Source organism: Streptomyces sp. AC627_RSS907 (genome assembly GCF_019049165.1).
In genome coordinates this window covers 1-19798 of the sequence record NZ_JAGMUE010000008.1, presented here as the reverse complement: position 1 = coordinate 19798, position 19798 = coordinate 1, and the positions used below count along the sequence as shown (strand labels likewise).

At 73.0% G+C, this 19798-nt stretch carries 25 protein-coding genes; 11 read left to right on the top strand and 14 right to left on the bottom strand.

What is annotated here, in order from left to right:
* The first annotated feature begins 90 nt into the window (after positions 1-90).
* A complete protein-coding gene (mgrA, locus tag KUM32_RS02030) occupies positions 91-1083 on the top strand; it encodes an L-glyceraldehyde 3-phosphate reductase (protein ID WP_217140007.1) in 993 nt (330 codons plus the stop codon).
* 67 nt (positions 1084-1150) lie between these two features.
* Here mgrA and KUM32_RS02025 read toward each other — a convergent pair whose 3' ends face one another.
* Positions 1151-1531, bottom strand: a complete 381-nt coding sequence (locus tag KUM32_RS02025; RefSeq protein ID WP_217140006.1) for a nuclear transport factor 2 family protein — start codon at positions 1529-1531, stop codon at positions 1151-1153.
* Between the two features lie 373 nt (positions 1532-1904).
* Between KUM32_RS02025 and KUM32_RS02020 the strand changes: the two genes are divergently transcribed.
* Positions 1905-2315: a hypothetical protein gene (locus KUM32_RS02020; protein ID WP_217140005.1), complete on the top strand. Its 411-nt coding sequence runs from the start codon at positions 1905-1907 to the stop codon at positions 2313-2315.
* A gap of 113 nt (positions 2316-2428) precedes the next feature.
* Here the strand turns inward: KUM32_RS02020 and KUM32_RS02015 are convergent, their stop codons facing one another.
* From KUM32_RS02015 to KUM32_RS02005, 3 genes are all read right to left on the bottom strand, one after another.
* A complete protein-coding gene (locus KUM32_RS02015; protein ID WP_217140004.1) occupies positions 2429-3736 on the bottom strand; it encodes a streptophobe family protein in 1308 nt (435 codons plus the stop codon).
* 102 nt (positions 3737-3838) lie between these two features.
* On the bottom strand, positions 3839-4255 hold the full coding sequence (locus tag KUM32_RS02010) for a PRC-barrel domain-containing protein (RefSeq protein WP_217140003.1): 417 nt from the start codon (positions 4253-4255) through the stop codon (positions 3839-3841).
* Positions 4252-4836: a PRC-barrel domain-containing protein gene (locus KUM32_RS02005; RefSeq protein WP_217140002.1), complete on the bottom strand. Its 585-nt coding sequence runs from the start codon at positions 4834-4836 to the stop codon at positions 4252-4254. Before KUM32_RS02005 ends, KUM32_RS02010 begins: the two co-directional genes overlap by 4 nt.
* A gap of 150 nt (positions 4837-4986) precedes the next feature.
* On the opposite strand from KUM32_RS02005, the gene KUM32_RS02000 reads away from it, so the two are divergent.
* Positions 4987-5442: an ATP-binding protein gene (locus KUM32_RS02000; RefSeq protein ID WP_217140001.1), complete on the top strand. Its 456-nt coding sequence runs from the start codon at positions 4987-4989 to the stop codon at positions 5440-5442.
* A 57-nt stretch (positions 5443-5499) separates the two neighbouring features.
* Here KUM32_RS02000 and KUM32_RS01995 read toward each other — a convergent pair whose 3' ends face one another.
* A complete protein-coding gene (locus KUM32_RS01995; protein WP_217140140.1) occupies positions 5500-6387 on the bottom strand; it encodes an RNA polymerase sigma factor SigF in 888 nt (295 codons plus the stop codon).
* Positions 6388-6652: 265 nt separating this feature from the next.
* Between KUM32_RS01995 and KUM32_RS01990 the strand changes: the two genes are divergently transcribed.
* On the top strand, positions 6653-7048 hold the full coding sequence (locus KUM32_RS01990; RefSeq protein ID WP_217140000.1) for a helix-turn-helix domain-containing protein: 396 nt from the start codon (positions 6653-6655) through the stop codon (positions 7046-7048).
* Positions 7049-7093: 45 nt separating this feature from the next.
* Here the strand turns inward: KUM32_RS01990 and KUM32_RS01985 are convergent, their stop codons facing one another.
* Together KUM32_RS01985 and KUM32_RS01980 are read right to left on the bottom strand one after the other, a co-directional pair.
* Positions 7094-7696, bottom strand: a complete 603-nt coding sequence (locus KUM32_RS01985; RefSeq protein ID WP_217139999.1) for a ClpP family protease — start codon at positions 7694-7696, stop codon at positions 7094-7096.
* Position 7697: 1 nt separating this feature from the next.
* Entirely contained in the window at positions 7698-8351 is a 654-nt protein-coding gene (locus tag KUM32_RS01980; RefSeq protein WP_217139998.1) for an ATP-dependent Clp protease proteolytic subunit, read from the bottom strand.
* A gap of 418 nt (positions 8352-8769) precedes the next feature.
* Between KUM32_RS01980 and KUM32_RS01975 the strand changes: the two genes are divergently transcribed.
* The 4 genes from KUM32_RS01975 (at position 8770) to KUM32_RS01960 (ending at position 11645) form a co-directional block, all read left to right on the top strand.
* On the top strand, positions 8770-9252 hold the full coding sequence (locus tag KUM32_RS01975; RefSeq protein ID WP_217139997.1) for a VOC family protein: 483 nt from the start codon (positions 8770-8772) through the stop codon (positions 9250-9252).
* A gap of 38 nt (positions 9253-9290) precedes the next feature.
* The gene (locus KUM32_RS01970) at positions 9291-9746 is read left to right on the top strand and encodes a VOC family protein (RefSeq protein ID WP_374227474.1); all 456 of its coding nucleotides are present in this window, start codon (positions 9291-9293) and stop codon (positions 9744-9746) included.
* Positions 9747-9860: 114 nt separating this feature from the next.
* Positions 9861-10562, top strand: coding sequence for a ribonuclease H (locus KUM32_RS01965; RefSeq protein WP_217139996.1), 702 nt, complete (start codon positions 9861-9863; stop codon positions 10560-10562).
* Between the two features lie 99 nt (positions 10563-10661).
* Positions 10662-11645: an aldo/keto reductase gene (locus tag KUM32_RS01960; protein WP_217139995.1), complete on the top strand. Its 984-nt coding sequence runs from the start codon at positions 10662-10664 to the stop codon at positions 11643-11645.
* 16 nt (positions 11646-11661) lie between these two features.
* Here KUM32_RS01960 and KUM32_RS01955 read toward each other — a convergent pair whose 3' ends face one another.
* Positions 11662-12009: a hypothetical protein gene (locus KUM32_RS01955; RefSeq protein ID WP_217139994.1), complete on the bottom strand. Its 348-nt coding sequence runs from the start codon at positions 12007-12009 to the stop codon at positions 11662-11664.
* 151 nt (positions 12010-12160) lie between these two features.
* Between KUM32_RS01955 and KUM32_RS01950 the strand changes: the two genes are divergently transcribed.
* Complete coding sequence (locus KUM32_RS01950; protein ID WP_217139993.1) at positions 12161-12658, top strand: DUF6328 family protein; 498 nt, start codon at positions 12161-12163, stop codon at positions 12656-12658.
* A 45-nt stretch (positions 12659-12703) separates the two neighbouring features.
* Here the strand turns inward: KUM32_RS01950 and KUM32_RS01945 are convergent, their stop codons facing one another.
* From KUM32_RS01945 to KUM32_RS01935, 3 genes are all read right to left on the bottom strand, one after another.
* Complete coding sequence (locus KUM32_RS01945) at positions 12704-13129, bottom strand: SsgA family sporulation/cell division regulator (RefSeq protein ID WP_217139992.1); 426 nt, start codon at positions 13127-13129, stop codon at positions 12704-12706.
* A gap of 94 nt (positions 13130-13223) precedes the next feature.
* Positions 13224-14201 (bottom strand): LLM class F420-dependent oxidoreductase, encoded by a 978-nt coding sequence (locus KUM32_RS01940; RefSeq protein ID WP_217139991.1) that lies wholly within the window; start codon positions 14199-14201, stop codon positions 13224-13226.
* Between the two features lie 83 nt (positions 14202-14284).
* On the bottom strand, positions 14285-15244 hold the full coding sequence (locus tag KUM32_RS01935) for a threonine/serine dehydratase (protein ID WP_217139990.1): 960 nt from the start codon (positions 15242-15244) through the stop codon (positions 14285-14287).
* Positions 15245-15442: 198 nt separating this feature from the next.
* Here KUM32_RS01935 and KUM32_RS01930 point away from each other — a divergent pair, with 198 nt between their 5' ends.
* On the top strand, positions 15443-16318 hold the full coding sequence (locus tag KUM32_RS01930; RefSeq protein WP_217139989.1) for a universal stress protein: 876 nt from the start codon (positions 15443-15445) through the stop codon (positions 16316-16318).
* 21 nt (positions 16319-16339) lie between these two features.
* On the opposite strand, the gene KUM32_RS01925 is transcribed toward KUM32_RS01930, so the two are convergent.
* From KUM32_RS01925 to KUM32_RS01915, 3 genes are all read right to left on the bottom strand, one after another.
* The gene (locus KUM32_RS01925) at positions 16340-17572 is read right to left on the bottom strand and encodes a DUF4032 domain-containing protein (protein ID WP_217139988.1); all 1233 of its coding nucleotides are present in this window, start codon (positions 17570-17572) and stop codon (positions 16340-16342) included.
* Positions 17573-17581: 9 nt separating this feature from the next.
* Complete coding sequence (locus KUM32_RS01920; protein ID WP_217139987.1) at positions 17582-18328, bottom strand: MBL fold metallo-hydrolase; 747 nt, start codon at positions 18326-18328, stop codon at positions 17582-17584.
* A 77-nt stretch (positions 18329-18405) separates the two neighbouring features.
* Positions 18406-19035: an alpha-ketoglutarate-dependent dioxygenase AlkB gene (locus KUM32_RS01915; RefSeq protein ID WP_217139986.1), complete on the bottom strand. Its 630-nt coding sequence runs from the start codon at positions 19033-19035 to the stop codon at positions 18406-18408.
* A gap of 110 nt (positions 19036-19145) precedes the next feature.
* On the opposite strand from KUM32_RS01915, the gene KUM32_RS01910 reads away from it, so the two are divergent.
* The coding region (locus KUM32_RS01910; RefSeq protein WP_217139985.1) for a TetR/AcrR family transcriptional regulator at positions 19146-19798 on the top strand (653 nt) is incomplete at its 3' end.

The following is a 19798-nucleotide window of genomic DNA, read 5'->3' as shown; positions in this document are numbered from 1 at the left end:
GCTGAATCCCATCGGATTCTTCTGTTGGACCACTGCCCGCAGGTCGCGACAGAGTGGAGGCCACCCTGGTTCGACCTCCCTGGAGTCGCGTTGTACACCGCACACCCCGACCGCTACGCGGACATGCCCTACCGGCGCACCGGACGCAGCGGCCTGAAGCTCCCCGCGCTCTCGCTCGGCCTGTGGCACAACTTCGGCCCGGACCGCCCCGTCGAGACGCAGCGCGCCATCCTGCGCCGTGCCTTCGACCTCGGCGTCACGCACTTCGACCTCGCCAACAACTACGGCCCGCCGCCCGGCGCCGCCGAGTCCGCCCTCGGCGAGGCCCTCAGGGCCGACTTCGCGCCGTACCGCGACGAACTGGTCATCTCCACGAAGGCCGGCTATCTGATGTGGCCCGGCCCGTACGGCGAGTGGGGTTCGCGCAAGTACCTGCTCTCCTCCCTCGACCAGAGCCTGAAGCGGATGGGCCTGGAGTACGTCGACATCTTCTACTCGCACCGCCCCGACCCGGAGACTCCGCTGGAGGAGACGATGGGCGCCCTGCACACGGCGGTCCAGCAGGGCAAGGCGCTCTACGTCGGCGTCTCCAACTACTCCCCGGAGCAGACCCGCGAGGCCGCCCGCATCCTCGCCGACCTGGGAACCCCGCTGCTCATCCACCAGCCGCGCTACTCCATGCTCGACCGGCGCCCCGAGAGCAGTGGCCTCCTGGACGCCCTCGACGAGCTGAAGGCCGGCTCCATCGCCTACTCCCCGCTGGAGCAGGGCCTGCTCACCGGCCGGTACCTCGACGGCATCCCGGAGGACTCGCGGGCCGCGAGCGACAGCCCGTTCCTGAACTCCGACGCGGTCACCGACGAACTCGTCGGCAAGCTGCGCGCCTTGGACGAGATCGCGTCCTCCCGCGGCCAGTCGCTGGCCCAGATGGCCCTGGCGTGGGTGCTGCGTGAGGGCCGGGTGACCTCCGCCCTGGTCGGTGCGAGCAGTCCGCGGCAGCTGGAGGACAGCGTTTCGGCCGTCCGCAACCTCGACTTCGGCGCCGACGAGCTGGCCCGGATCGACCGGATCGTCGCGCAGTAGGACGCGCCGAGGTCCCGGAGGCGCCCGCCTCCGGGACCTTCGCACGTGTCGGTGGCGCCGCGGACGGTCAGGCCCCCGCGGGCACCCGGTCCAGGAAGCCGAACACCGCCCGGATCCGCCCCTCGCCGTCCAGCGTGACCACGTCGGACCCGGCCACGGGCGCCGAACCGTCGGCCACGTTCACCAGCTCCCAGGAGAAGCGTGCCGTGTCGTGGTGCCCGTCCACGGCGCCGGACAGCCGGAAGGCGAAGCCCGGGAACTGCTCGTGCGCCGCCGCGATCACGGCCTCGATCTGCGCGTGGCCGCGCACGTCGGCGAGGGGGTCGGTGTAGCCGCCGTCGTCGGTCCAGGCCGCGGCGACCGCCTTGGCGCGGGCCTGAGGCCCCGCGTTCCAGGCCTCGAAGTAGCGGGCGACGGCATCCTCGTAACGGGTGGTGGGAGCGGTCATGTCGATCATCCTCCATCGAGGTCGGACGCACTGGGGGGGAACCGGATCCCCGTCACGGCGACCCGGTACCGCAACCATGCCCGTGCCCTCGCGGACCGTCGATTACCTCACGGGTCATGACGCGGCCCGTCCGCGGAAACCCCGGGAACCCCGGGTCGCAAGGCGGCGTCGACCGGACGGAGGGTTTCGGCCGGCGACCGCGGCGAATATGCCAGGAGACTGGCCGGAAATTCATGGTGACAGTGGTTCAGCGGTGAACATACTCACCTCTAGGGCCTCTCACACCACGCGACAGCGCCCTCACGCACAGCACACGCGCCGCACGGACGCCATGCCGGACCGGCAGGCGGCTGGGCGACGGGGGAGGGGAGCAGTGCACGACGAGTTCCTGTGCCACGTCACCGCCTACGGTGTCTGCGACGGCCGGCGCATCGGCGTCCCCCTGGGGACCTACCGGGCCCCCACCCTCGCCCTGGCCCTGTGGTGGCTGCGCGACCGCGCGTCCTGGATCGCCGAGCGGCTCGACCCGCAGCCCGACTCCCCCCACTTACCGCGCGGCGCCCTGACTCCGGTCGCCGACGACGCACCCGACGTGCCGCGCGTACTGCGCACCTGGTGTGCCGACGCCCTCCAACAGGAGCTGGTCGCCGAGGAGTTGGCCGCGGGGCGGCTGGTGCGCATCGCCACCAGCGACGACACCACCGAGTACGAACTGCTGGCCGAGTCCGTGGACGCGCTGCGCATGCAGCGGGCCTCGCCGCCGCTCGTCGTCCCCGTCGCCTGACCCGGAGCGCGCGGGAGCCGTCCGACGATGCCCCTGGCACCTGTCCGGCGCCGACGGGTACCGTCTCCTACGCCTTTCGGCCGCCCGCACCGGACCCCGCTCGCCCGAGCCGGTCAGGTGCCACCGGCTCCGCGCCGCCCTGTCCCACCGAGCCGGCCCGGGGGCGCCCCGCCCCGCCGCCCCGCCCCTCGTGCGAGCAGTGCGCCCAGGAACCCGGCGACGAGTCCCCACAGCAGGGCGAGACCGAGCGCCCCCCACAGGCGCGGGCGCAGATACAACCGTCCCGACAGCCCGCCGCCCAGGTCGCCGATGCCGAGCACCGACAGGCCGTAGTGCGCCGAGATCCGGCCGACGAGGCCGATCGTCAGCACCGTGAGCGCCAGCGCCACGGCCATGTGCACGGCGAGCCGCCAGACCGGCGTCCGGGCCGGGGAGCGGACCGCGGCCACGAACCCCGCCGCGAGGAGCAGCACCGCCGCGACGACCAGGAGCCACCACATCCGCCCGTCGCGCTCGGTGAGCGTGCCCAGGTTCACCGACGAGACGTCCGGCGTGCGCAGCACCTCGTCGAGCACCTGCGGCACCGGCAGACCGAAGGGACCCTCCACGCGCCCGTTCCACGTGGCGCCGAGGCCGATCGTGAGCGCGGGCCAGGCCAGGTTCGGCAGGCCGAGCAGCAGGACGGCGAAGGTGTCCGCCGGGTGTCCCCGCGTCCCGGCGACGAACAGGCCGACGACGAGGCCGACGACGACGTACGCGAGGAGCAGCGCGACCATCGCGCACGCGGCCGGCCGCACCGCCGCCCGCAGCCCCGGCAGCCGCCCCGGCAGCGGAACCCGGCGCGTCACCGACAGGGCCACCACCATCACGCCCGCCAGCCACAGCACCCCGAAGAGGACCGTCAGCGGTACGTCCGTGGTGAAGCCGGCCTTCGGCGAGATGCCGAACAGGTCACCGAGGTCGTTCAGCACGCCTTCCCCCAGCGGGATCTCGAAGGTCTGGCGCGCGGTGAAGGCCAGCCCGAGGAGGGCGAGGAGCCACAGGACGGCGATCCGCCCGGCCCAGCCGAGCAGCTCCGGGGCGCCGGTGACGGGACGGTGCCGCAGGGGCCGTAGAAAGCCCCGGGCGATCACGAGTGCGCCGGCCAGCGTGACGGAGAGCGGGAGCACGGTCAGTCCCGCGTCCGTGCCGGCGAGTCCACCGGCGTCACCGGACAGTTCCAGCGCGCCCCCCACGGCGGTGACGACGGTCGCCGTGACGACCCGGGGGAAGGCGTTGCCGGGCAGGTCCGTGGCCCCGGCCGCCCACAGCCCGAGCGCGGACACCACTCCCATGGCGACCAGACCGGCCAGCACCGTACCCAGGGCCTGCACCCAGCCGGGGCGGCCGGCCGCCCGGTCGGGCGGGGTTCGTGAGCTCACGCTGCCACGCTAGGCAGCACCCGGGCGGCACGCCCGCCGGCCAGGGCCGTCCGCGTCGGCTCGCGGCCACCACCGAGGCGTCGCGGCGGCCAGGGAGGCGGCTCAGCCCGCCCGCACGACGAGCGCGTAGTCGCCGAGGCCCAGTACGCGGTCGGCCGCCACCTCGCCCCGCGTGGTGAGCACCGCGAGAATCCGGCCGGTCTCCGGAGCGAACGCCACGTCCCGCACCGTGCCGTGCCCGGTGCCCGCCTCGGTCAGGACCCGGCGGCCCAGCAGGTCGTGACGGGGCGGAACCGTGTCGGGGGCGGTGGCGGTGAGGACCCGGACGGCGGTCGGGCCGATCGTGTGCACCGCGTCCCAGGCCAGCACGGTCTCCCGGCCCCAGCGGCTGCCCCGGAGCCAGAGGTGGCTCACCGCCCCGGACGCGGGGTCGACGGTCAGGGACGTCACCGTGCCGAGCGGCCTCGCCCCGGCCGGCGCCACCACCCGCAGGCCCCGTACCTCGCTGAACAGCATCACGGCAGCGAGCGCCCCCGGTGCCCGGTCATGCCACCGACCAGGGCGGCGAGGCCGGAGAGGTCGTCGGCGACATGCCGCGCCGCGTCGTCGGGCAGGACGAGGGCCCGGCCGGCGACCGTGAGCGTCGCCCCGCGCGCCATGTACACCCTGCGCCGGTGCCGGGTGGGCCCGGGCAGGAACCGTTTGCTCGCCGCCACCCGGAAGCCGACGACCCGGCCACCGGTGCCGCCCTCCACCACGACGTCGAGGACCGTCCCGATCTCGGCGCCCGACTCGGTGAGCACCCTCGCGCCCAGGACCCGGCCCCGCAGGGACTGCCGGCGCTCCGTCACGGCGGCCGAGCCGACCAGGCCGCGCCGGTCGCGGATCATCACCGCGTCGTGGCCCAGGGCGTGCACGGCCGCCCACGGCAGGCCCTCCTTCAGCGGGCCGGACAGCAGCCCCCGGCCGGTCAGCGTGAAACCGGTGATCCGTCCCGCCACGGCGTCGCACACGGTGTCCTTGACGTGGGCGACGGCGTCGCCGCCGAGGGTGACCACCGGCAGGGTGGTGAGGCTCCGTGCGGCCATGAGTTCGTTCATCGCACACCCTTCCCTCACCTCGGGTTCCCCGCACCACTGTGACGATGCCCGCAGCCCGGGGTACGAGGAGCGGGGACTGCCGGGCCGGGGGCGGGGTACGAGGTCAGGTGCAGCAGTGTCCGGCCAGTCCGGCTTCCGAGAGAGAAACGCATGACCGAGTACCTGGACGGGGCAGTGATACCGACCGGCTTCGACGTACCCGTCGACCCGCTGAGGCGGGCGGCACACTACTCCGGTGAGCCGGGATGCATCGCGCAGGCGCGGTCCTTCGCCTCGCTCTTCCTCGACCAGCTCAGGACCGAGTGGTGCGCCACCGTCGGGCACCGCGCCGACGACGCGGTGCTGCTGGTGGTGAGCGAGCTCGTCACCAACGCGGACCGGCACAGCGCCGGTCCGTACATCCTGGAGCTGGAGGGCACGGACGCCACCGTGACGGTGACCGTCTACGACAGCAGCGGCGCGCTGCCCCGGCGCTTTCCGCGCGACCCCGAACGCGTCGGGCGGCACGGACTGGAGATCGTCCACGCCCTGGCGGAGTCGGTCGTCGTCGAACGGGTGCCGGTCGGCAAACGGGTGCGCGCGGTGGTGCGTCTCACCGAGGAGTGAAGCCCGCCACGGCGGTGCCGCCCCACCGGAGCGGGGCGACACGGACGGCGACCGCCGTCAGGCGCAGCCGAGTTCGCCCAGCATGCCCTCGCGCAGCCGGGTGATGATCCGCTTGATCAGCCGGGAGACGTGCATCTGCGAGCAGCCGAGCCGTTCGCCGATCTCGGCCTGAGTGGCCTCCTCCACGAACCGCAGGTGGATGATCTGCCGGTCGCGTTCACTGAGCTCGGCCATCAGCGGGGCGAGCGAATGGAAGTCCTCGACGAGCCGCAGTCCGTCCTCCTCCACACCGATGAAGTCGGCCAGCACCGACTCACCGCTCTCGGGGCCGTCCCCGGTCAGCGCGGCGTCCAGCGACGAGGAGTTGTAGCCGTTGGACGCGATCTGGCCCTCGACGACCTCCTTCTCACTGATGTTCATCAACGTGGCGAGTTCCGTGACGGTGGGCTCGCGGTCCAGGCGGGAGGAGAGCTCCTCGCGGGCCTTGGCCAGCTCCACGCGCAGCTCCTGGAGCCGCCGCGGCACGTGCACCGCCCAGGTGGTGTCACGGAAGAAGCGCTTGATCTCGCCGACGATGTACGGCAGCGCGAAGGAGGTGAACTCGACCTCGCGCGACAGCTCGAACCGGTCGATGGCCTTGATCAGGCCGATCATGCCGGTCTGGACGATGTCCTCCATGTCGTCCCCGCGGCCGCGGAACCGGCCGGCGGCGAACCGCACGAGCGACATGTTCATTTCGATCAGCGTGTTGCGCGCGTACTGGTATGCGTGCGTGCCCTCTTCGAGTTCGGCGAGGCGCTGGAAGAACTGGCGGGACAGCTGCCGCGCGTCACGCGGCGCCACGGTGCGGGGGTCCCCGACACCCGGCAGTGATCCGGTACCCGTCCTGCTCCCGGCGGTCTCCTCGACGACCTGCGCTCCCGGCCGGATCACGGCGGTCTCCATTACCTCTCCCACGAAAGTCACGGTCGGACGTCTCCCTAGGTTCTTCCCGCATGCGGGTACCCGGGGCGCGGCGGACCATGCCTCCCGTCTTCACGGGGGGTGCGAACCCGGTGCCGCTGCGTCGTCGCGGGGTGCTGTGCCGTCCCTCGGCGGTGTGACACCTCTCAGCGTAGTCCCGTGCGCGGCGAGGGGCACCCGCGCGGATTTCCCTCTGGGCGGAACGCCGGACCCTTCCGCCGGGCGCTCCGGCTCCTAACCTGAGGAGGTGACCAGCCACGTGTCGAAGGAAGCCCGTGTCATTCCCCTGCGCCCGCAGACAGCGCGCCCGGTGGACCGCCCCGCCGTCAGAGAGCCCCTGTGGCGTGATCTGGTCGGCGATGTCCTGCGGCGTGAACGCCTCGCCCAGGAACGCACGCTGAAGGAGGTGGCGGAGGCCGCCCGGATCTCCATGCCGTATCTGTCGGAGGTGGAGCGCGGACGCAAGGAGGCGTCCTCGGAAGTACTGGCCGCCGCCGCGGGCGCGCTCGGGCTGGGCCTGGGTGACCTGCTGGCGCGGGCCCAGGGCGAGTTGGTCCGCCTCACCTCGCGGCAGCACACCGGTGCCGGCCGGGGCCGGGGCGCGTCCGGCGCACGCTACGACGGGATGTGCCTGGCCGCCTGACCGCACGTCCGGGCCGGTGCCCCGCCGGGGCGCCGGCCCGGACTCTCACACCCGCGCCAGGCGCCGGCTCAGCACCTCGTCGGCCAGTCCGTACGCCACGGCCTCCTCGGCGGTGAACACCTTGTCGCGGTCCATGTCCGCGCGCAGCGTCGCGACGTCGTGGTGCGTGTGCCGGGCCAGCACCTCCTCCACCTGGGAGCGGATCCGCACCATCTCCTTGGCCTGGAGCGCCAGGTCGGAGACCGTGCCCTGACGTCCGCCGCTGGCGGGCTGCCCGAGCAGGACCCGCGCGTGCTCCAGCACGAACCGCCGTCCGGGATCCCCGCCCGCCAGCAGCACGGCCGCCGTGGAGGCCGCCTGCCCGACGCAGAAGGTCGAGATCGGCGCCTGCACGAACGTCATCGTGTCGTAGATCGCCATCAGCGATGTGAACGATCCGCCGGGGGAGTTGATGTAGATCGCGATCTCGCTCTCCGGGGCCGAGGACTCCAGATGGAGGAGCTGTGCGATGACGACGTTGGCCACGCCGTCGTCGATCTCGGTGCCCAGGAAGATGATCCGCTCCGACAGCAGCCGGCTGAACACGTCGTAGGACCGCTCGCCCTGCGGGGTCCGCTCGACGACGTTCGGAATCGTGTAGGTCCCCATGTCACAGCCCCATCCGTCGCCTGGTCGCGGCGGGCCGCACGTCCGCGAGGGACTGGACGACCCGGTCCACCATGCCGTACTCCCTGGCCTCCTCGGCCGTGAACCAGCGGTCGCGGTCACCGTCCCGGGAGATGGTCTCCGGGCTCTGACCGGTGTGCTCGGCGGTGATCCGCTCGATGGTCCGCTTGGTGAACTCCAGGTTGTCCGCCTGGATCTCGATGTCGGCGGTGGTGCCCCCGATGCCCGCCGACGGCTGGTGCATCATGACCCGCGCGTTCGGCAGGGCGTACCGCTTGCCCGCCGCGCCGACGCTGAGCAGGAACTGCCCCATGCTGGCGGCGAACCCCATGGCGAGGGTCGAGACGTCGTTGGGGATCAGCCGCATCGTGTCGTAGATGGCCAGCCCCGCGTGCACGGAACCGCCGGGGCTGTTGATGTACAGGCTGATGTCGGTGCGCGGGTCCTCCGCGGACAGGATCAGCAACTGGGCGCAGACCCGGTTGGCGGAGACCTCGTCCACCTGGGTGCCCAGCAGGACGATGCGCTGCGCGAGCAACTGCGCGGCCAGGTGGTCGTCGAACCGGGTCGCGGGGGTGTCGCCCTCCTGGGCCCGGGGCGGCGCGGCCGGGGCCGGGCCGGTGATGAGTGGAGACATCGGCGCTCCTTGTCGAGTGGTCGAGTGGTCGAGTGGTCGGGTGTCGGCCGGTCGGGGGAGTCGTACGCGGCTGACCGTGCCGTGTCCCTCCACTCTCGGTCCGCCGCCGTGCCCGCCGGGGATTTCTCTGCCGGCGGCAGATTCGCCGAGGGCAGAGCGCGCCCAGCCGGCCGTCCGCCCGCGCAACTGCCGCAAGGGAACCCGGACATCGCCCGCGAAGCGTCCGGGCCGCGCCGGTCGTGGTGGTCGCACCGCGGGCACGCGGGGAGCCGGACCCTCCGCGGCCCGTCGGCCGTGCTCGTGCCGCCGGGCGGTGCGTGCGGTGCGGCCGTTTGTGTGACCGGTCGCCGCGACCGATGAGTTCCGAGGCCCGCGCCGGTCGACAGTGGTGACCGTGTCCCACACCCAGGAGGTGCGCATGAGCAGCGACGGATTCACCACGTGTCTCTGGTTCGACGGCCAGGCGGAGGAGGCCGCCCACTTCTACGTCTCGCTCTTCGACAACAGCGGAATCGGCGCCGTCACCCGGTACCCCGAGGGAGGGCACCGGCCCGCCGGCACGGTGCTCACCGTCGACTTCACGGCCAACGGCCAGAAGTTCGTCGCCCTCAACGGCGGCCCGGAGTTCAGGTTCAACGAGGCGATCTCCTTCCAGATCACCTGCGAGAACCAGGAGGAGGTCGACCACTACTGGACCAGCCTCACCGAGGGCGGTGGCGAGGAGGGCCCCTGCGGCTGGCTCAAGGACCGCTTCGGAGTGTCCTGGCAGGTCGTCCCGAGCCGGCTCGAGGAGATGTTCCGCGACCCGGATCCCGCGAAGGCGGCACGCGCCAACGAGGCGATGATGTCGATGCACAAGCTCGACATCGCCGCGTTGGAGAGGGCGTACGCGGGGCAGTGAGCCGCCCGCCGGCGTGCGAGGCCGCAAGCGTGACCAACGTGCGGAAACGGACCTGCGGTGACGTCCTCGGCCGGACCTTCGGCGAGTCCTCGACGGAGTACGGCGATCACACCCGGTGCTACACGGACGGCCAGGCGGTCGCCGCCGTGGTCCCGCCCGTGCCGGGCCGGGAGGACCAGGCGCAGTGGTGCCCGTACTTCGCGCCCCGGGACGCCGGGGCGACCGCGGCGCGGATCCGCGGGGCGGGCGGCGAGGCGGTGACGGAGCCGAAGCGGGTCGGCGGCTTCGGCACCATGTGCCCGGCCCGGGACCCGGGCGGCGTGGTGTTCACCGTCCACGACCGCGACGCCGCCGTGACGCGGGCCACCGGGCTCGGTGACGTGCCGCGGTCCGGGCCGGCGGACTCCCCTTCGGCCGGTCCGCGACGCTCTTCGGCCGGTCCGCGACGCTCTCCGGCCGGTCCGCGAAGCGCTTCGGCCGGTCCGCGACGCTGAGCGGTCCGCAGGGCGCGGGCTTCTCCGTGATCGACCTCACGAAGACCGACGGGGAGACGCCGAAGCGCACGGACGTCCCCTGAGCCCCGTCCCGGTCACCCGCCGTGCCATGGCATGATCGGGCTCATGCGTGAACGTGTTGTGGCCGCGTGCGACGGGGCTTCGAAGGGAAACCCGGGTCCGGCCGGCTGGGCCTGGGTGGTCGCCGACGCGTCGGAGAGTCCGGCCCGCTGGGAGGCGGGTCCGCTGGGCAGGGCCACCAACAACGTCGCCGAACTCACGGCGCTGGAGCGTCTGCTGGCGTCGACCGACCCGGACGTACCGCTCGAGGTCCGCATGGACTCGCAGTACGCCATGAAGGCCGTCACCACCTGGCTGCCCGGCTGGAAGCGCAACGGCTGGAAGACGTCCGCCGGCAAACCGGTCGCCAACCAGGAGCTGGTCGTGCGCATCGACGAGCTGCTCGGCGGCCGCTCGGTCGAGTTCCGCTACGTGCCCGCCCACCAGGTCGACGGCGACCGGCTCAACGACTTCGCCGACCGCGCCGCCAGCCAGGCGGCCACCGTCCAGGAGGCCGCGGGCAGTGGCCTGGGCTCACCGGAGCCGCCGCCCGCGCCGGACGTCCCGGCGGCCCGGAAGGCGCCGCGCCGCGGCGCGGGCACGGCCCGCAAGGGCGGCGGTGGTTCCGCGCGCACCATCAAGGCGAAGTTCCCCGGACGCTGCCTGTGCGGCCGTTCGTACGCGGCCGGGGAGCCCATCGCCAAGAACGACCAGGGCTGGGGCCACCCGGACTGCCGCACGGCGGCGGCCGGCTAGCCGTACCGGCCCGCTCCCGCGCCGGCGGTGTCGCAGGGAACCACCGGCCGGGTGCCGGCCCTGTCCGTCCCGGCGTGCTCCGGGTGACAGACTGGCGGCATGGACGAGCGCACATTCGACAGGTCGAACCAGCACGCGTCGGTGGTCGGCCTCGGCACCTGGCAACTGGGTGCCGACTGGGGAGACGTCGACGACAAGGAAGCCCTCGCGGTACTGGAGGCGGCGGCCGAGTCGGGGGTGACCTTCTTCGACACGGCGGACGTCTACGGCGACGGACGCAGCGAGGAGACCATCGCCACCTTCCTGCGGAGCAGGCCCGACCTGCACGTACTGGTCGCCACCAAGATGGGCCGCCGGGTCGAGCAGATCCCGCAGAACTACGTCCTCGACAACTTCCGGGACTGGAACGACCGCTCCCGGCGCAACCTGGGCGTCGACGTCGTCGACCTGGTGCAGCTGCACTGCCCGCCGACCCCCGTCTACTCCACCGACGAGGTGTTCGACGCCCTGGACACCCTGGTCGAGGAGGAACGCGTCGCCGCGTACGGCGTCAGCGTGGAGACCTGCGAGGAGGCGCTGACCGCGATCGCCCGGCCGAACGTGGCGAGCGTGCAGATCATCCTCAACCCGTTCCGGATGAAGCCCCTGCGGGAGGTCCTCCCGGCGGCCAGGGAGGCCGGCGTCGGCATCATCGCCAGGGTGCCGCTGGCCTCGGGCCTGCTGTCCGGCAAGTACACCAGGGACACGGTCTTCGCCGCGAACGACCACCGCTCCTTCAACCGGCACGGGGAGGCCTTCGACCAGGGAGAGACCTTCTCCGGTGTCGACTTCGCCACCGGCGTGGAGGCCGCCGCCGAGTTCGCCGCGCTCGCCCCCGAGGGATACACCCCGGCCCAGCTGGCACTGCGCTGGATCATCCAGCAGCCCGGTGTGACCACCGTCATCCCCGGTGCGCGTTCGCCCGAACAGGCACGCGCCAACACGGACGCCGCGCGGCTGCCCGAGCTGTCCGAGGACACGCTCGCGGCCGTCCGCGACCTCTACGACCGTCGGGTCAAGGACCAGGTCGAGGGCCGCTGGTAGGAGCCTGCCGCTGACCTCACGGCACCAGGAGCAGCTGGCGTTCCCGTTCCTGGTCGCCGGAGGCCGCCCCTTCGTTCCGCAGGGTGAAGGCGTGGGACAGCGTCTCGCTCGCCGCCTCCACGGCCTGCGGGGTGCCCTGCACGGTGACCTCCACCGGAGCGGACAGCCGGCCGCCCGCCTCCTCGGGGGCCGCGCCGGCTTCCGGAGCGACCGGAGAGGTGAAGGTCGCCGTGCGCACCGTCGCCCGCTCGTCGGTGGGGAGGGCGTCGGGAGCCCCGAAGACCCCTTCCAGCGCTCGGACGATCGTCCGCGCGTCGTCGATGCCGCCACCGCTGAGCGTCACGGTGAGCTGAGTGTCGGACATTCCTCGTTCTCCTCCTGGGCGGGTGTCGGTCCCGCCCCGTGTAACCGTCCCCTGCGCGCTCAAACGGGCCGACACGGCCCCGACCGGCGCCTGAGCGCGGGGAACCCGGGAAGAGGGAAGACGACGAAGGCCACGACGACCGGGAGGAACAGTGGCGGACACGGCTGAAGGCTCGGGCCGGCGCAGAGGGCGCAACGAGACCGAGGAGGAGCGGGCGGACCGGATGTGGACGGAGCTGATCCAGGAGGTCCGCGTCGCGCAGATGGGCGTGCAGATCCTGTTCGGCTTCCTGCTCACCGTCGTGTTCACACCGAAGTACGAGGAACTCTCGGACACCGATCAGATGATCTATCTGGTGACGGTGGTCCTCGGCGCCGTGACGACCGGCGCCCTGATCGGGCCGGTGTCCCTGCACCGCCTCGTCTCCGGGCGGCGCGTGAAGCCGCAGGCGGTGCGGTGGGCCTCCCGGCTGACGCTGCTCGGCCTCGTGCTGCTGCTCGCCACGATGGCCGCCTCGCTCCTGCTGATCATGCGCGTCGCGACCCATGACGGCTTCGTGCCCTACCTCGTCACCGGCGTGGTGTTCTGGTACCTGCTGTGCTGGTTCGGGATCCCGCTGTGGACCCGGTACCACCGAACGTCGCGCTGAGGCCGGGGCTCCCCGCGCGAGAGCCCCGGCGCAGCCCGGCCACCGTCAGCCCCCGGCCATGATCTCCGCGAGGAAGTCGTCGACGCGCACCTTCTCGTTCCCCGGCCGGACCACGGCGTGGGTCTCGCGCAGGAAGGCCTCGACGGCCGCGGCCCACACCAGCACCACGGCCCGGTGACGGCTCCCGTCGGGCCGGGCGTCGCTGAGCAACTCGATGCGCAATTCGCCCCACCGGCCCCGCGACTCGGGGCTCAGCCGCACGTCACCCATGCCGACCGGACGGACGAGCCCCTCGCCCACCATCTCGCGGTCCAGCGTCCAGCGGGCGAGCACGCGGCCGTCATGGCTGAACACCACGGTCACCGCGAAAGGGTCCGCGGCGTCGTAGCTCAGGTGGGCGAGGACGGGAAAGCGGTCGGCGCCGCCCGCCTGGAGCTGCACGACGAGGGTCTTGTGCACGAGGAAGTTCACGACAGGCCTCCGGGGAGAACGGACGTAGAGCCCCCTAGTACCCCGCCCGTCCCGGAGATGCTCACGCAATGGCGACCGGCCCGCCCGCCCGGTGCTAGGAACGGCCCAGCGCCTCGCGCAGTGCGGGCAGCAGGGTCTTCTCCGACCAGTCCAGGAACGCGGGCTGCGTCTCGCCGCCGATCTGCACCAGGGCGATCTCGGTGAACCCGGCCTCGGCGTAGGGGCGTACGGCCTCCACGAAGGCGTCCGGGTCGTCACCGCACGGGATCGACTCGGCGACGTCGTCGGGGGTGACGAACTGGGTGGCCGCCTCGAAGGAGTCCGGGTGCGGCAGTTCGGAGTTGACCTTCCAGCCGCTGCCGAACCAGCGGAACTGCGCGTGGGCGCGTTTGATCGCCGTGTCCCGGTCGGGGTCGTAGGACACCGGCAGCTGACCGACGCGCGGCTTGCCCTCGCCGCCGTGCCGGTCGAAGGACTCCACCAGACCGGGCTTGGGCTCGGTGGCGATCATCAGGTCGGCGTGTTCGCCCGCCAGCGCGCAGGAACGCTCCCCGGAGACCGCGATGCCGATGGGCGGCGGGCTGTCCGGCAGGTCCCACAGGCGCGCCGACTCCACGTCGAAGTGCGTGCCGCGGTGATTCACGTGGCCGCCCTCGAAGAGCGCCCGGATGATCTGCACCGCCTCCTGGAACATCTCGTGCCGCACGTCGACGGACGGCCAGCCACTGCCCACCACGTGCTCGTTGAGGTTCTCTCCCGAACCGAGCCCGAGCCGGAACCGGCCCTCGGACAGCAACTGGAGCGTCGCGGCCTTCTGCGCCACCACCGCCGGGTGGTAACGGAACGTCGGACACGTCACGTATGTCATCAGCGGGATGCGGGAGGTCGCCTGCGCCGCGGCGCCCAGCACACTCCACGCGTACGGCGCGTGGCCCTGCGAGCGCAGCCACGGGAAGTAGTGGTCCGACGTCACCGAGAAGTCGAAGCCCACCTCCTCGGCCCGCACCACATGGTCGACGAGCTCACGGGGGCCCGCCTGCTCGGTCATCATCGTGTATCCGATTTGCACCATATGGAGCGGGTCCCCGTCCCGGCGGAGCGAAAACACCGCGAGCGGACGTCCGCGGACGCCGTGGGGACGGTGCGCAACCGTCGTCAGCGCGCCCCGAAGCCCTCCACCCAGGCCGCCATGTCGGCGGTCGTGGCGTTGCCGCCACACACCACCAGCCCGATCCGGGCGGCGTCACCCACCCGCTCCACCACGCGCCGGGCCGCGGGCAGCAGACAGCCGGCGGCCGGCTCGGTCCACACCTTCGCATGCTCGGCGAGCGCGAGCGAACCCTCGACCGCCTCCCGGTCCGGCACCACGAACACCTCGGTGACCAGCGACGACACATGGTCGTACGTCAACTGCGAGACGGACGGGGCGCTGAGCGTGGTGACGATCGACGACAGCGTGACCGGCAGCGGGCCGCCCGCCGCCAGTGCCCGGGACATGGCCTCGGCACCCTCGGTCTCCACACCCCAGATCCGCACGCCCGGCCGCAGCGCCCGCAGCGCCGCCGCCACGCCCGCGACCAGCCCGCCGCCCCCGATGCTCACGAGGACGTCGGTGAGCTCCCCGGCGTCCTCGGCGAACTCCAGCCCGACGGTGCCCTGCCCCGCGACGACCACGGGGTCGTCGAAGGGGTGGACCAGGGTCAGCCCCTCCTGCCGGAGCCGCGTCACCAGGGCGAAGGCGCTGTCCATGCCGTCGGTCAGCCGCACCAGGGCGCCCGCCTCCTCGGCGACCTCCACGGAACGGGCCGGAGCCGTGCGCGGCATGACCACCGTGGCCTTCACGTCGAGGGCGGCGGCCATGACCGCCACGGCGATCCCGTGGTTGCCGCCGCTGACCGCGACGACGCCGGCGGCCCGCTCGGCCTCGGTCAGCGACAGCAGTTTCGCCGTCGCGCCGCGCGCCTTGAACGAGCCGGTGCGCTGGAGCAGTTCCAGCTTCGCGGTGACCGGGACACCGAGCAGTGCGGACAGCCCGGGGCTCGGCACGGTCGGGGTGCGTACGACGTGTCCGGCGATCCGCTCGGCCGCGGCTTCGATCTCCGTGATCCCGATCAAGTCAGTCGTCCTTCCGGCGCGGGCGGTGATCCGCGCCTGTCCGCACCCTTTCGCGTGAGGCGCCCGAGGTCAACAGGTTCCCGGGGTGCCCGGCCGGAGCCCGGAGGCCGCGCCGCAGGGGACGTCCGGGGGCACGCGGACACGTAGGGAAGACTGGGCCCCATGGACGATGCGAACGTGACACAGGGAGGGGCCCGTATGACGCGCCCGATCACGGCAGGGGTGGACGGTTCGGAGGAGAGCCTGGCCGCACTGGCCTGGGCCGCCAGGGAGGCGGTCCGCCGGGGAGCGCCACTGCACGTCGTGCACGCCTGGCGGTTCCAGCCGCAGGACGCGGCCGGCACGGAGGGCCGGGACGCGCAGGAGCGGTGGGTACGGGACTCGGTCGCCGAGTCGGTCCGGGACGTCACCGAGCGGCACCCGGACCTCGAGGTGTCCACGGAGGTCCGTGAGGCCGACGACACCGTCGCCGAGCTGCTCGCCGCCGCGGCCGACGCCGAGACGCTGGTGCTCGGCTCCCGCGGCCACGGGGCGGTCGTCGGCTTCCTGCTCGGCTCTGTCGGCCAGCAGGTGATCGCCGAGGCGACCCGGCCCGTCGTCCTCGTGCGGGCCGGCGACGAGGCCGCCGCCGAGGCCGCCGGCCGCGAGGTCGTCGTGGGCCAGCAGGGAGAGCCGGAGGACAGCGCCGACGCGATCGGCTTCGCCTTCCGGGCGGCCGCCGCGCGGGGCGCCACCGTGCGGGCCGTGCGCGCCTGGACCCTGCCGCCGGTGTTCGCCTACAGCCCGGGCTCGATGCGGCTCGCCGACGAGGCCGGGGGCCTGGAGCCGTACGAGAGGAAGGCACTCGGCGAGGCGCTCGCGCCGTGGCGCGAGCGGTTCCCCGACGTTCCGGTGATCGAGCACGTGGAGATGGGCAGTGCGGGCCAGGTGCTGCTGTCGGTGGCCGGTGGCGCCCAGCTGATGGTCGTCGGCCGCCGTGCCCGCCGTACGGCCGTCGGTGCCCGGATCGGCTCGGTGGCGCACGGTGTGCTGCACCACGCCGGCTGCCCGGTCGCGGTGGTTCCGCACACCTGACGCCCACGCGCGTGGGGTGACTCAGTCCGCGGTGGGCTGCAGGCTCTCCCGGGCCCTGGGCAGGATGTGGGCGATGTAGTCCGCGACGGCCGTGTCCAGGCCGATGTCGTGCTGGGCCCGCTCGGACAGGTACCAGCGGTGCTCCAGCAGCTCGTGGTAGATCTCGGCCGGGTCCATCGCGCCACGCAGTTCGAGCGGCACCGCGCGCACGGTGGGGCGGAACACCTCGCGCACCCAGCGGTGGGCGAGGACCTCCGGGCGGGCGCCGAGGGGGTCGCCCGGGGCGTAGTCGTCCTGGGTGGCCATCCAGCTCTCCAGGTCGTTCAGCAGCCGCCTGGCCTGGTTCTCCTCGGCGTCCAGCCCTGTCAGGCGCAGCAGTTGGCGCTGGTGGTGGCCCGCGTCGACGACCTTGGGCACGAAGGTGACCGTGTCGCCGTTGGAGGCGTGCTCGATCTGCATCTCGGCCACGTCGAAGCCGAGGTCGTTGAGCCGCCGGATCCGGCGCTCGATGTAGTGGTACTTGCCCGCCGGGTAGACGGAGGTGCGGGTCAGCTCCTGCCACAGGCTCCGGTAGCGGGCGCAGATCTCGGCCCCGAAGTCGACGGGGTCGACGGAGGGGTGCAGTGCCCCGGACGCCTCCAGGTCGAGCAGCTCGCCGCTGATGTTGACGCGGGCGAGGTCGAGGTCGTAGTCGCGCTGTCCGTCGCTCAGCCGCGCGTGCAGCTCCCCGGTCTCGGCGTCCACCAGGTACGCGGCGTACGCGCCCGCGTCGCGCCGGAAGAGCGTGTTGGACAGCGAGCAGTCGCCCCAGGCGAACCCGGCCAGGTGCAGCCGGACCAGCAGCACCGCCAGGGCGTCCATCAGGCGGTGCATGGTCGCCGGGCGCAGCGTCGTCTCGAACATCGACCGGTACGGCATCGAGCCACCGAGGTGCCGGGTGATCAGTACCGGTTCCAGCGCCTCGCCGGCGGCGTCGGTGCGGCCGGTGACCACGCCCAGCGCGTCCACCGCGGGGATGGCGAGCCGGTCCAGGTCGCGCAGCAGCTGGTACTCGCGCAGCGCGGGCCGTTCGGCCAGCTCCTTGACGGCGACCACCTCGTCCCCGGCGCGGGCGTAGCGGACGACGTGCCGGGAGATGCCGCGCGGCAGTGGCACGAGGTACTTCTCGGGCCACTGCTCCAACGGCAGCTGCCAGGGCAGTTCGAGGAGGAGGGCGGGGTGCTCCGGATTGGTGGCACTGATCTGCAAGGCCATGCCCCGACTCTAGAACGCCCGTTCCCGGGCCAGCCGCGCGGCTTCCCTCACCGGGCCGCGGTGGACGGGACCGTGCCCCGGGAGCAGGACGTCGCCGTCCAGCCCGGCGAGGACGTCGAGGGAGGCCACGGTGCGCGCCCGGTCGTGGTGGAACATGCCGGGCAGCAGCTGCGGTCCCTCGGTCCGTGAGATGGCGTGCCCGCTCACCAGTGCGTCGCCGGAGATCACCACCCCCGCGTGCGGCAGGTGGTAGGCGCAGTGCCCGTCGGTGTGGCCGGGGGTGTGCACCGGCACGGGCCGGCCGGGCAGGTCGAGGGCGCCGTCCGCAGGGAAGGGCGCCGGCGAGGTCACGGGGTGCTGCTCGGTGCCGCCGGAGCGGAGCACGTGCACCGCCCACGGCAGCACGCCCGGCCGCCAGGCGTTGCGCAGGACGGTGCCGACGGACACCTGCTGGAGGAACTCCCGTCGGGCGTGGGGCACTTCGGCCTCGTGGAGGAGGACGGGGGTGCCGTGGGCGGCCCGCAGGTACTGGGCGGAGCCCAGGTGGTCGTTGTGCGCGTGGGTGATCAGTACGGCCGCCACCGCCTCGGGCGGACTTCCGACGGCGGCCAGGGATTCCAGCAGCTGCCGCCGGTCGCCGGGGTAGCCGGTGTCCACCAGGGTCACCGCGTCGCCGTCGGTGAGGATGACCCAGTTGGTGTTGCTCCCGTGGACCAGGTAGGTGCCGTCGGCGACTTGCCGCACGTCCGCGCTCATTGGGTCTCCCCGCATGTCAGGTCGCTGTCCGGTGGGGGACAGCCAACCAGAACCGGCGTGCGGTGGCGCGACGACCTTCAGCGCACGCCGTGCGGGCGGAACTGGATGCTGATGCGGGGGCCGGCGGCACGGGTGCTCTTGGGGACGCAGTGCTCCCAGGTGCGCTGGCAGGAACCGCCCATCACGATCAGGTCGCCGTGGCCCAGTGGGCGGCGCACCGTGGCGCCGCCACCGCCCGCGGGGCGCAGCAGGAGGTCGCGGGGTGCGCCGACCGAGAGGATGGCGACCATCGTGTCCTGGCGTGCGCCCCGTCCGATCCGGTCGCCGTGCCAGGCGACGCTGTCCCGCCCGTCGCGGTAGTGGCACAGCCCGGCCGTGGTGAACGGCTCGCCCAGTTCCCCGGCGTAGTGCGCGGACAGCGCGTCGCGCGCCTCGTCCAGCAGGGGGTGAGGCAGCCGGTCGCCCGCGCCGTAGAACGCGAGCAGCCGGGGGACGTCGACCACCTGGTCGTACATGGCCCGTCGCTCCGCGCGCCAGGGGACCTCGGCGGCCAGCCGCTCGAACAGCGTGTCGGCTCCGCTCAGCCACCCGGGGAGCAGGTCGATCCAGGCCCCGGAGCCGAGGTGGGTGCGGCGCAGCCCGTCGAGCGGGCCGAGCCGGACCTGGTCGGTCTGGTCGAAGAGCGAGCCCTGGAGGTGCGTGGTCATGGGACCAGCGTACTCCTTATTCGAAAATGCGTTCTAAGTGTGACGCGGGGTCTTCGGATACACGAACGCATCCGATACATTCCCGTATCCGACGGAGGGCGGGTGCGGCGATGGCGGTGAGGACGACGACCGGGCGGGTGACCAGGCGGCGCGTGCGGACCCGTGCGAACCTGCTCGACGCGGCGTTCACGGTGTTCGCCGCCAAGGGGTTCGGCCGGGTGTCGATCGAGGAGGTCTGCGAGGCGGCCGGTTACAGCCGGGGAGCCTTCTACTCGAACTTCGACAGCCTCGACGAGTTGTTCTTCGCCCTCTACCGCGAACGGGCCGCGCTGATCGCGGAGCAGGTGTCCGGCGCCCTCGCCCAGGACGGACCGGACCTGGACGTGCCCGCCGCCGTGGACCGCGTCACCGAGGTGCTGCTGCTGGACCGGGACTGGCTCCTGGTGAAGACGGACTTCCTGGTGCATGCCGCCCGGGACCCGGTCGTGGCGCGGACCCTGCTGGAGCACCGGGCGCGACTGCGGCGGGCCGTCGCCGACCGCCTCACCCGGGCCAGGGGCCACACCACCCTGCCCGCCGTCCTGGGCGACGCCGACGGCGCCGCGCACGCCGTGGTCGCCGCGTACGACGGGGTCACCACCCAACTGCTGCTCGACCGGGACGTGGAACACGCCCGTGCCTGGCTGGGCCGGCTGCTCACCGCGCTGCTCACCGAGGGCAGCGGCACCCCCTCGCATCCCACGACCCCCGAGACCCCCACGAC

Bases quoted from the DNA above. Each gene is read 5' to 3' on its own strand.
- KUM32_RS02025 (WP_217140006.1), bottom strand. From the start codon at position 1,531: ATGACCGCTCCCACCACCCGTTACGAGGATGCCGTCGCCCGCTACTTC.
- KUM32_RS02005 (WP_217140002.1), bottom strand. From the start codon at position 4,836: ATGAACGAACTCATGGCCGCACGGAGCCTCACCACCCTGCCGGTGGTC.
- KUM32_RS02000 (WP_217140001.1), top strand. From the start codon at position 4,987: ATGACCGAGTACCTGGACGGGGCAGTGATACCGACCGGCTTCGACGTA.
- KUM32_RS01995 (WP_217140140.1), bottom strand. From the start codon at position 6,387: ATGGAGACCGCCGTGATCCGGCCGGGAGCGCAGGTCGTCGAGGAGACC.
- KUM32_RS01985 (WP_217139999.1), bottom strand. From the start codon at position 7,696: ATGGGGACCTACACGATTCCGAACGTCGTCGAGCGGACCCCGCAGGGC.
- KUM32_RS01980 (WP_217139998.1), bottom strand. From the start codon at position 8,351: ATGTCTCCACTCATCACCGGCCCGGCCCCGGCCGCGCCGCCCCGGGCC.
- KUM32_RS01975 (WP_217139997.1), top strand. From the start codon at position 8,770: ATGAGCAGCGACGGATTCACCACGTGTCTCTGGTTCGACGGCCAGGCG.
- KUM32_RS01965 (WP_217139996.1), top strand. From the start codon at position 9,861: ATGATCGGGCTCATGCGTGAACGTGTTGTGGCCGCGTGCGACGGGGCT.
- KUM32_RS01960 (WP_217139995.1), top strand. From the start codon at position 10,662: ATGGACGAGCGCACATTCGACAGGTCGAACCAGCACGCGTCGGTGGTC.
- KUM32_RS01955 (WP_217139994.1), bottom strand. From the start codon at position 12,009: ATGTCCGACACTCAGCTCACCGTGACGCTCAGCGGTGGCGGCATCGAC.
- KUM32_RS01940 (WP_217139991.1), bottom strand. From the start codon at position 14,201: ATGGTGCAAATCGGATACACGATGATGACCGAGCAGGCGGGCCCCCGT.
- KUM32_RS01930 (WP_217139989.1), top strand. From the start codon at position 15,443: ATGACGCGCCCGATCACGGCAGGGGTGGACGGTTCGGAGGAGAGCCTG.
- KUM32_RS01925 (WP_217139988.1), bottom strand. From the start codon at position 17,572: ATGGCCTTGCAGATCAGTGCCACCAATCCGGAGCACCCCGCCCTCCTC.
- KUM32_RS01920 (WP_217139987.1), bottom strand. From the start codon at position 18,328: ATGAGCGCGGACGTGCGGCAAGTCGCCGACGGCACCTACCTGGTCCAC.
- KUM32_RS01915 (WP_217139986.1), bottom strand. From the start codon at position 19,035: ATGACCACGCACCTCCAGGGCTCGCTCTTCGACCAGACCGACCAGGTC.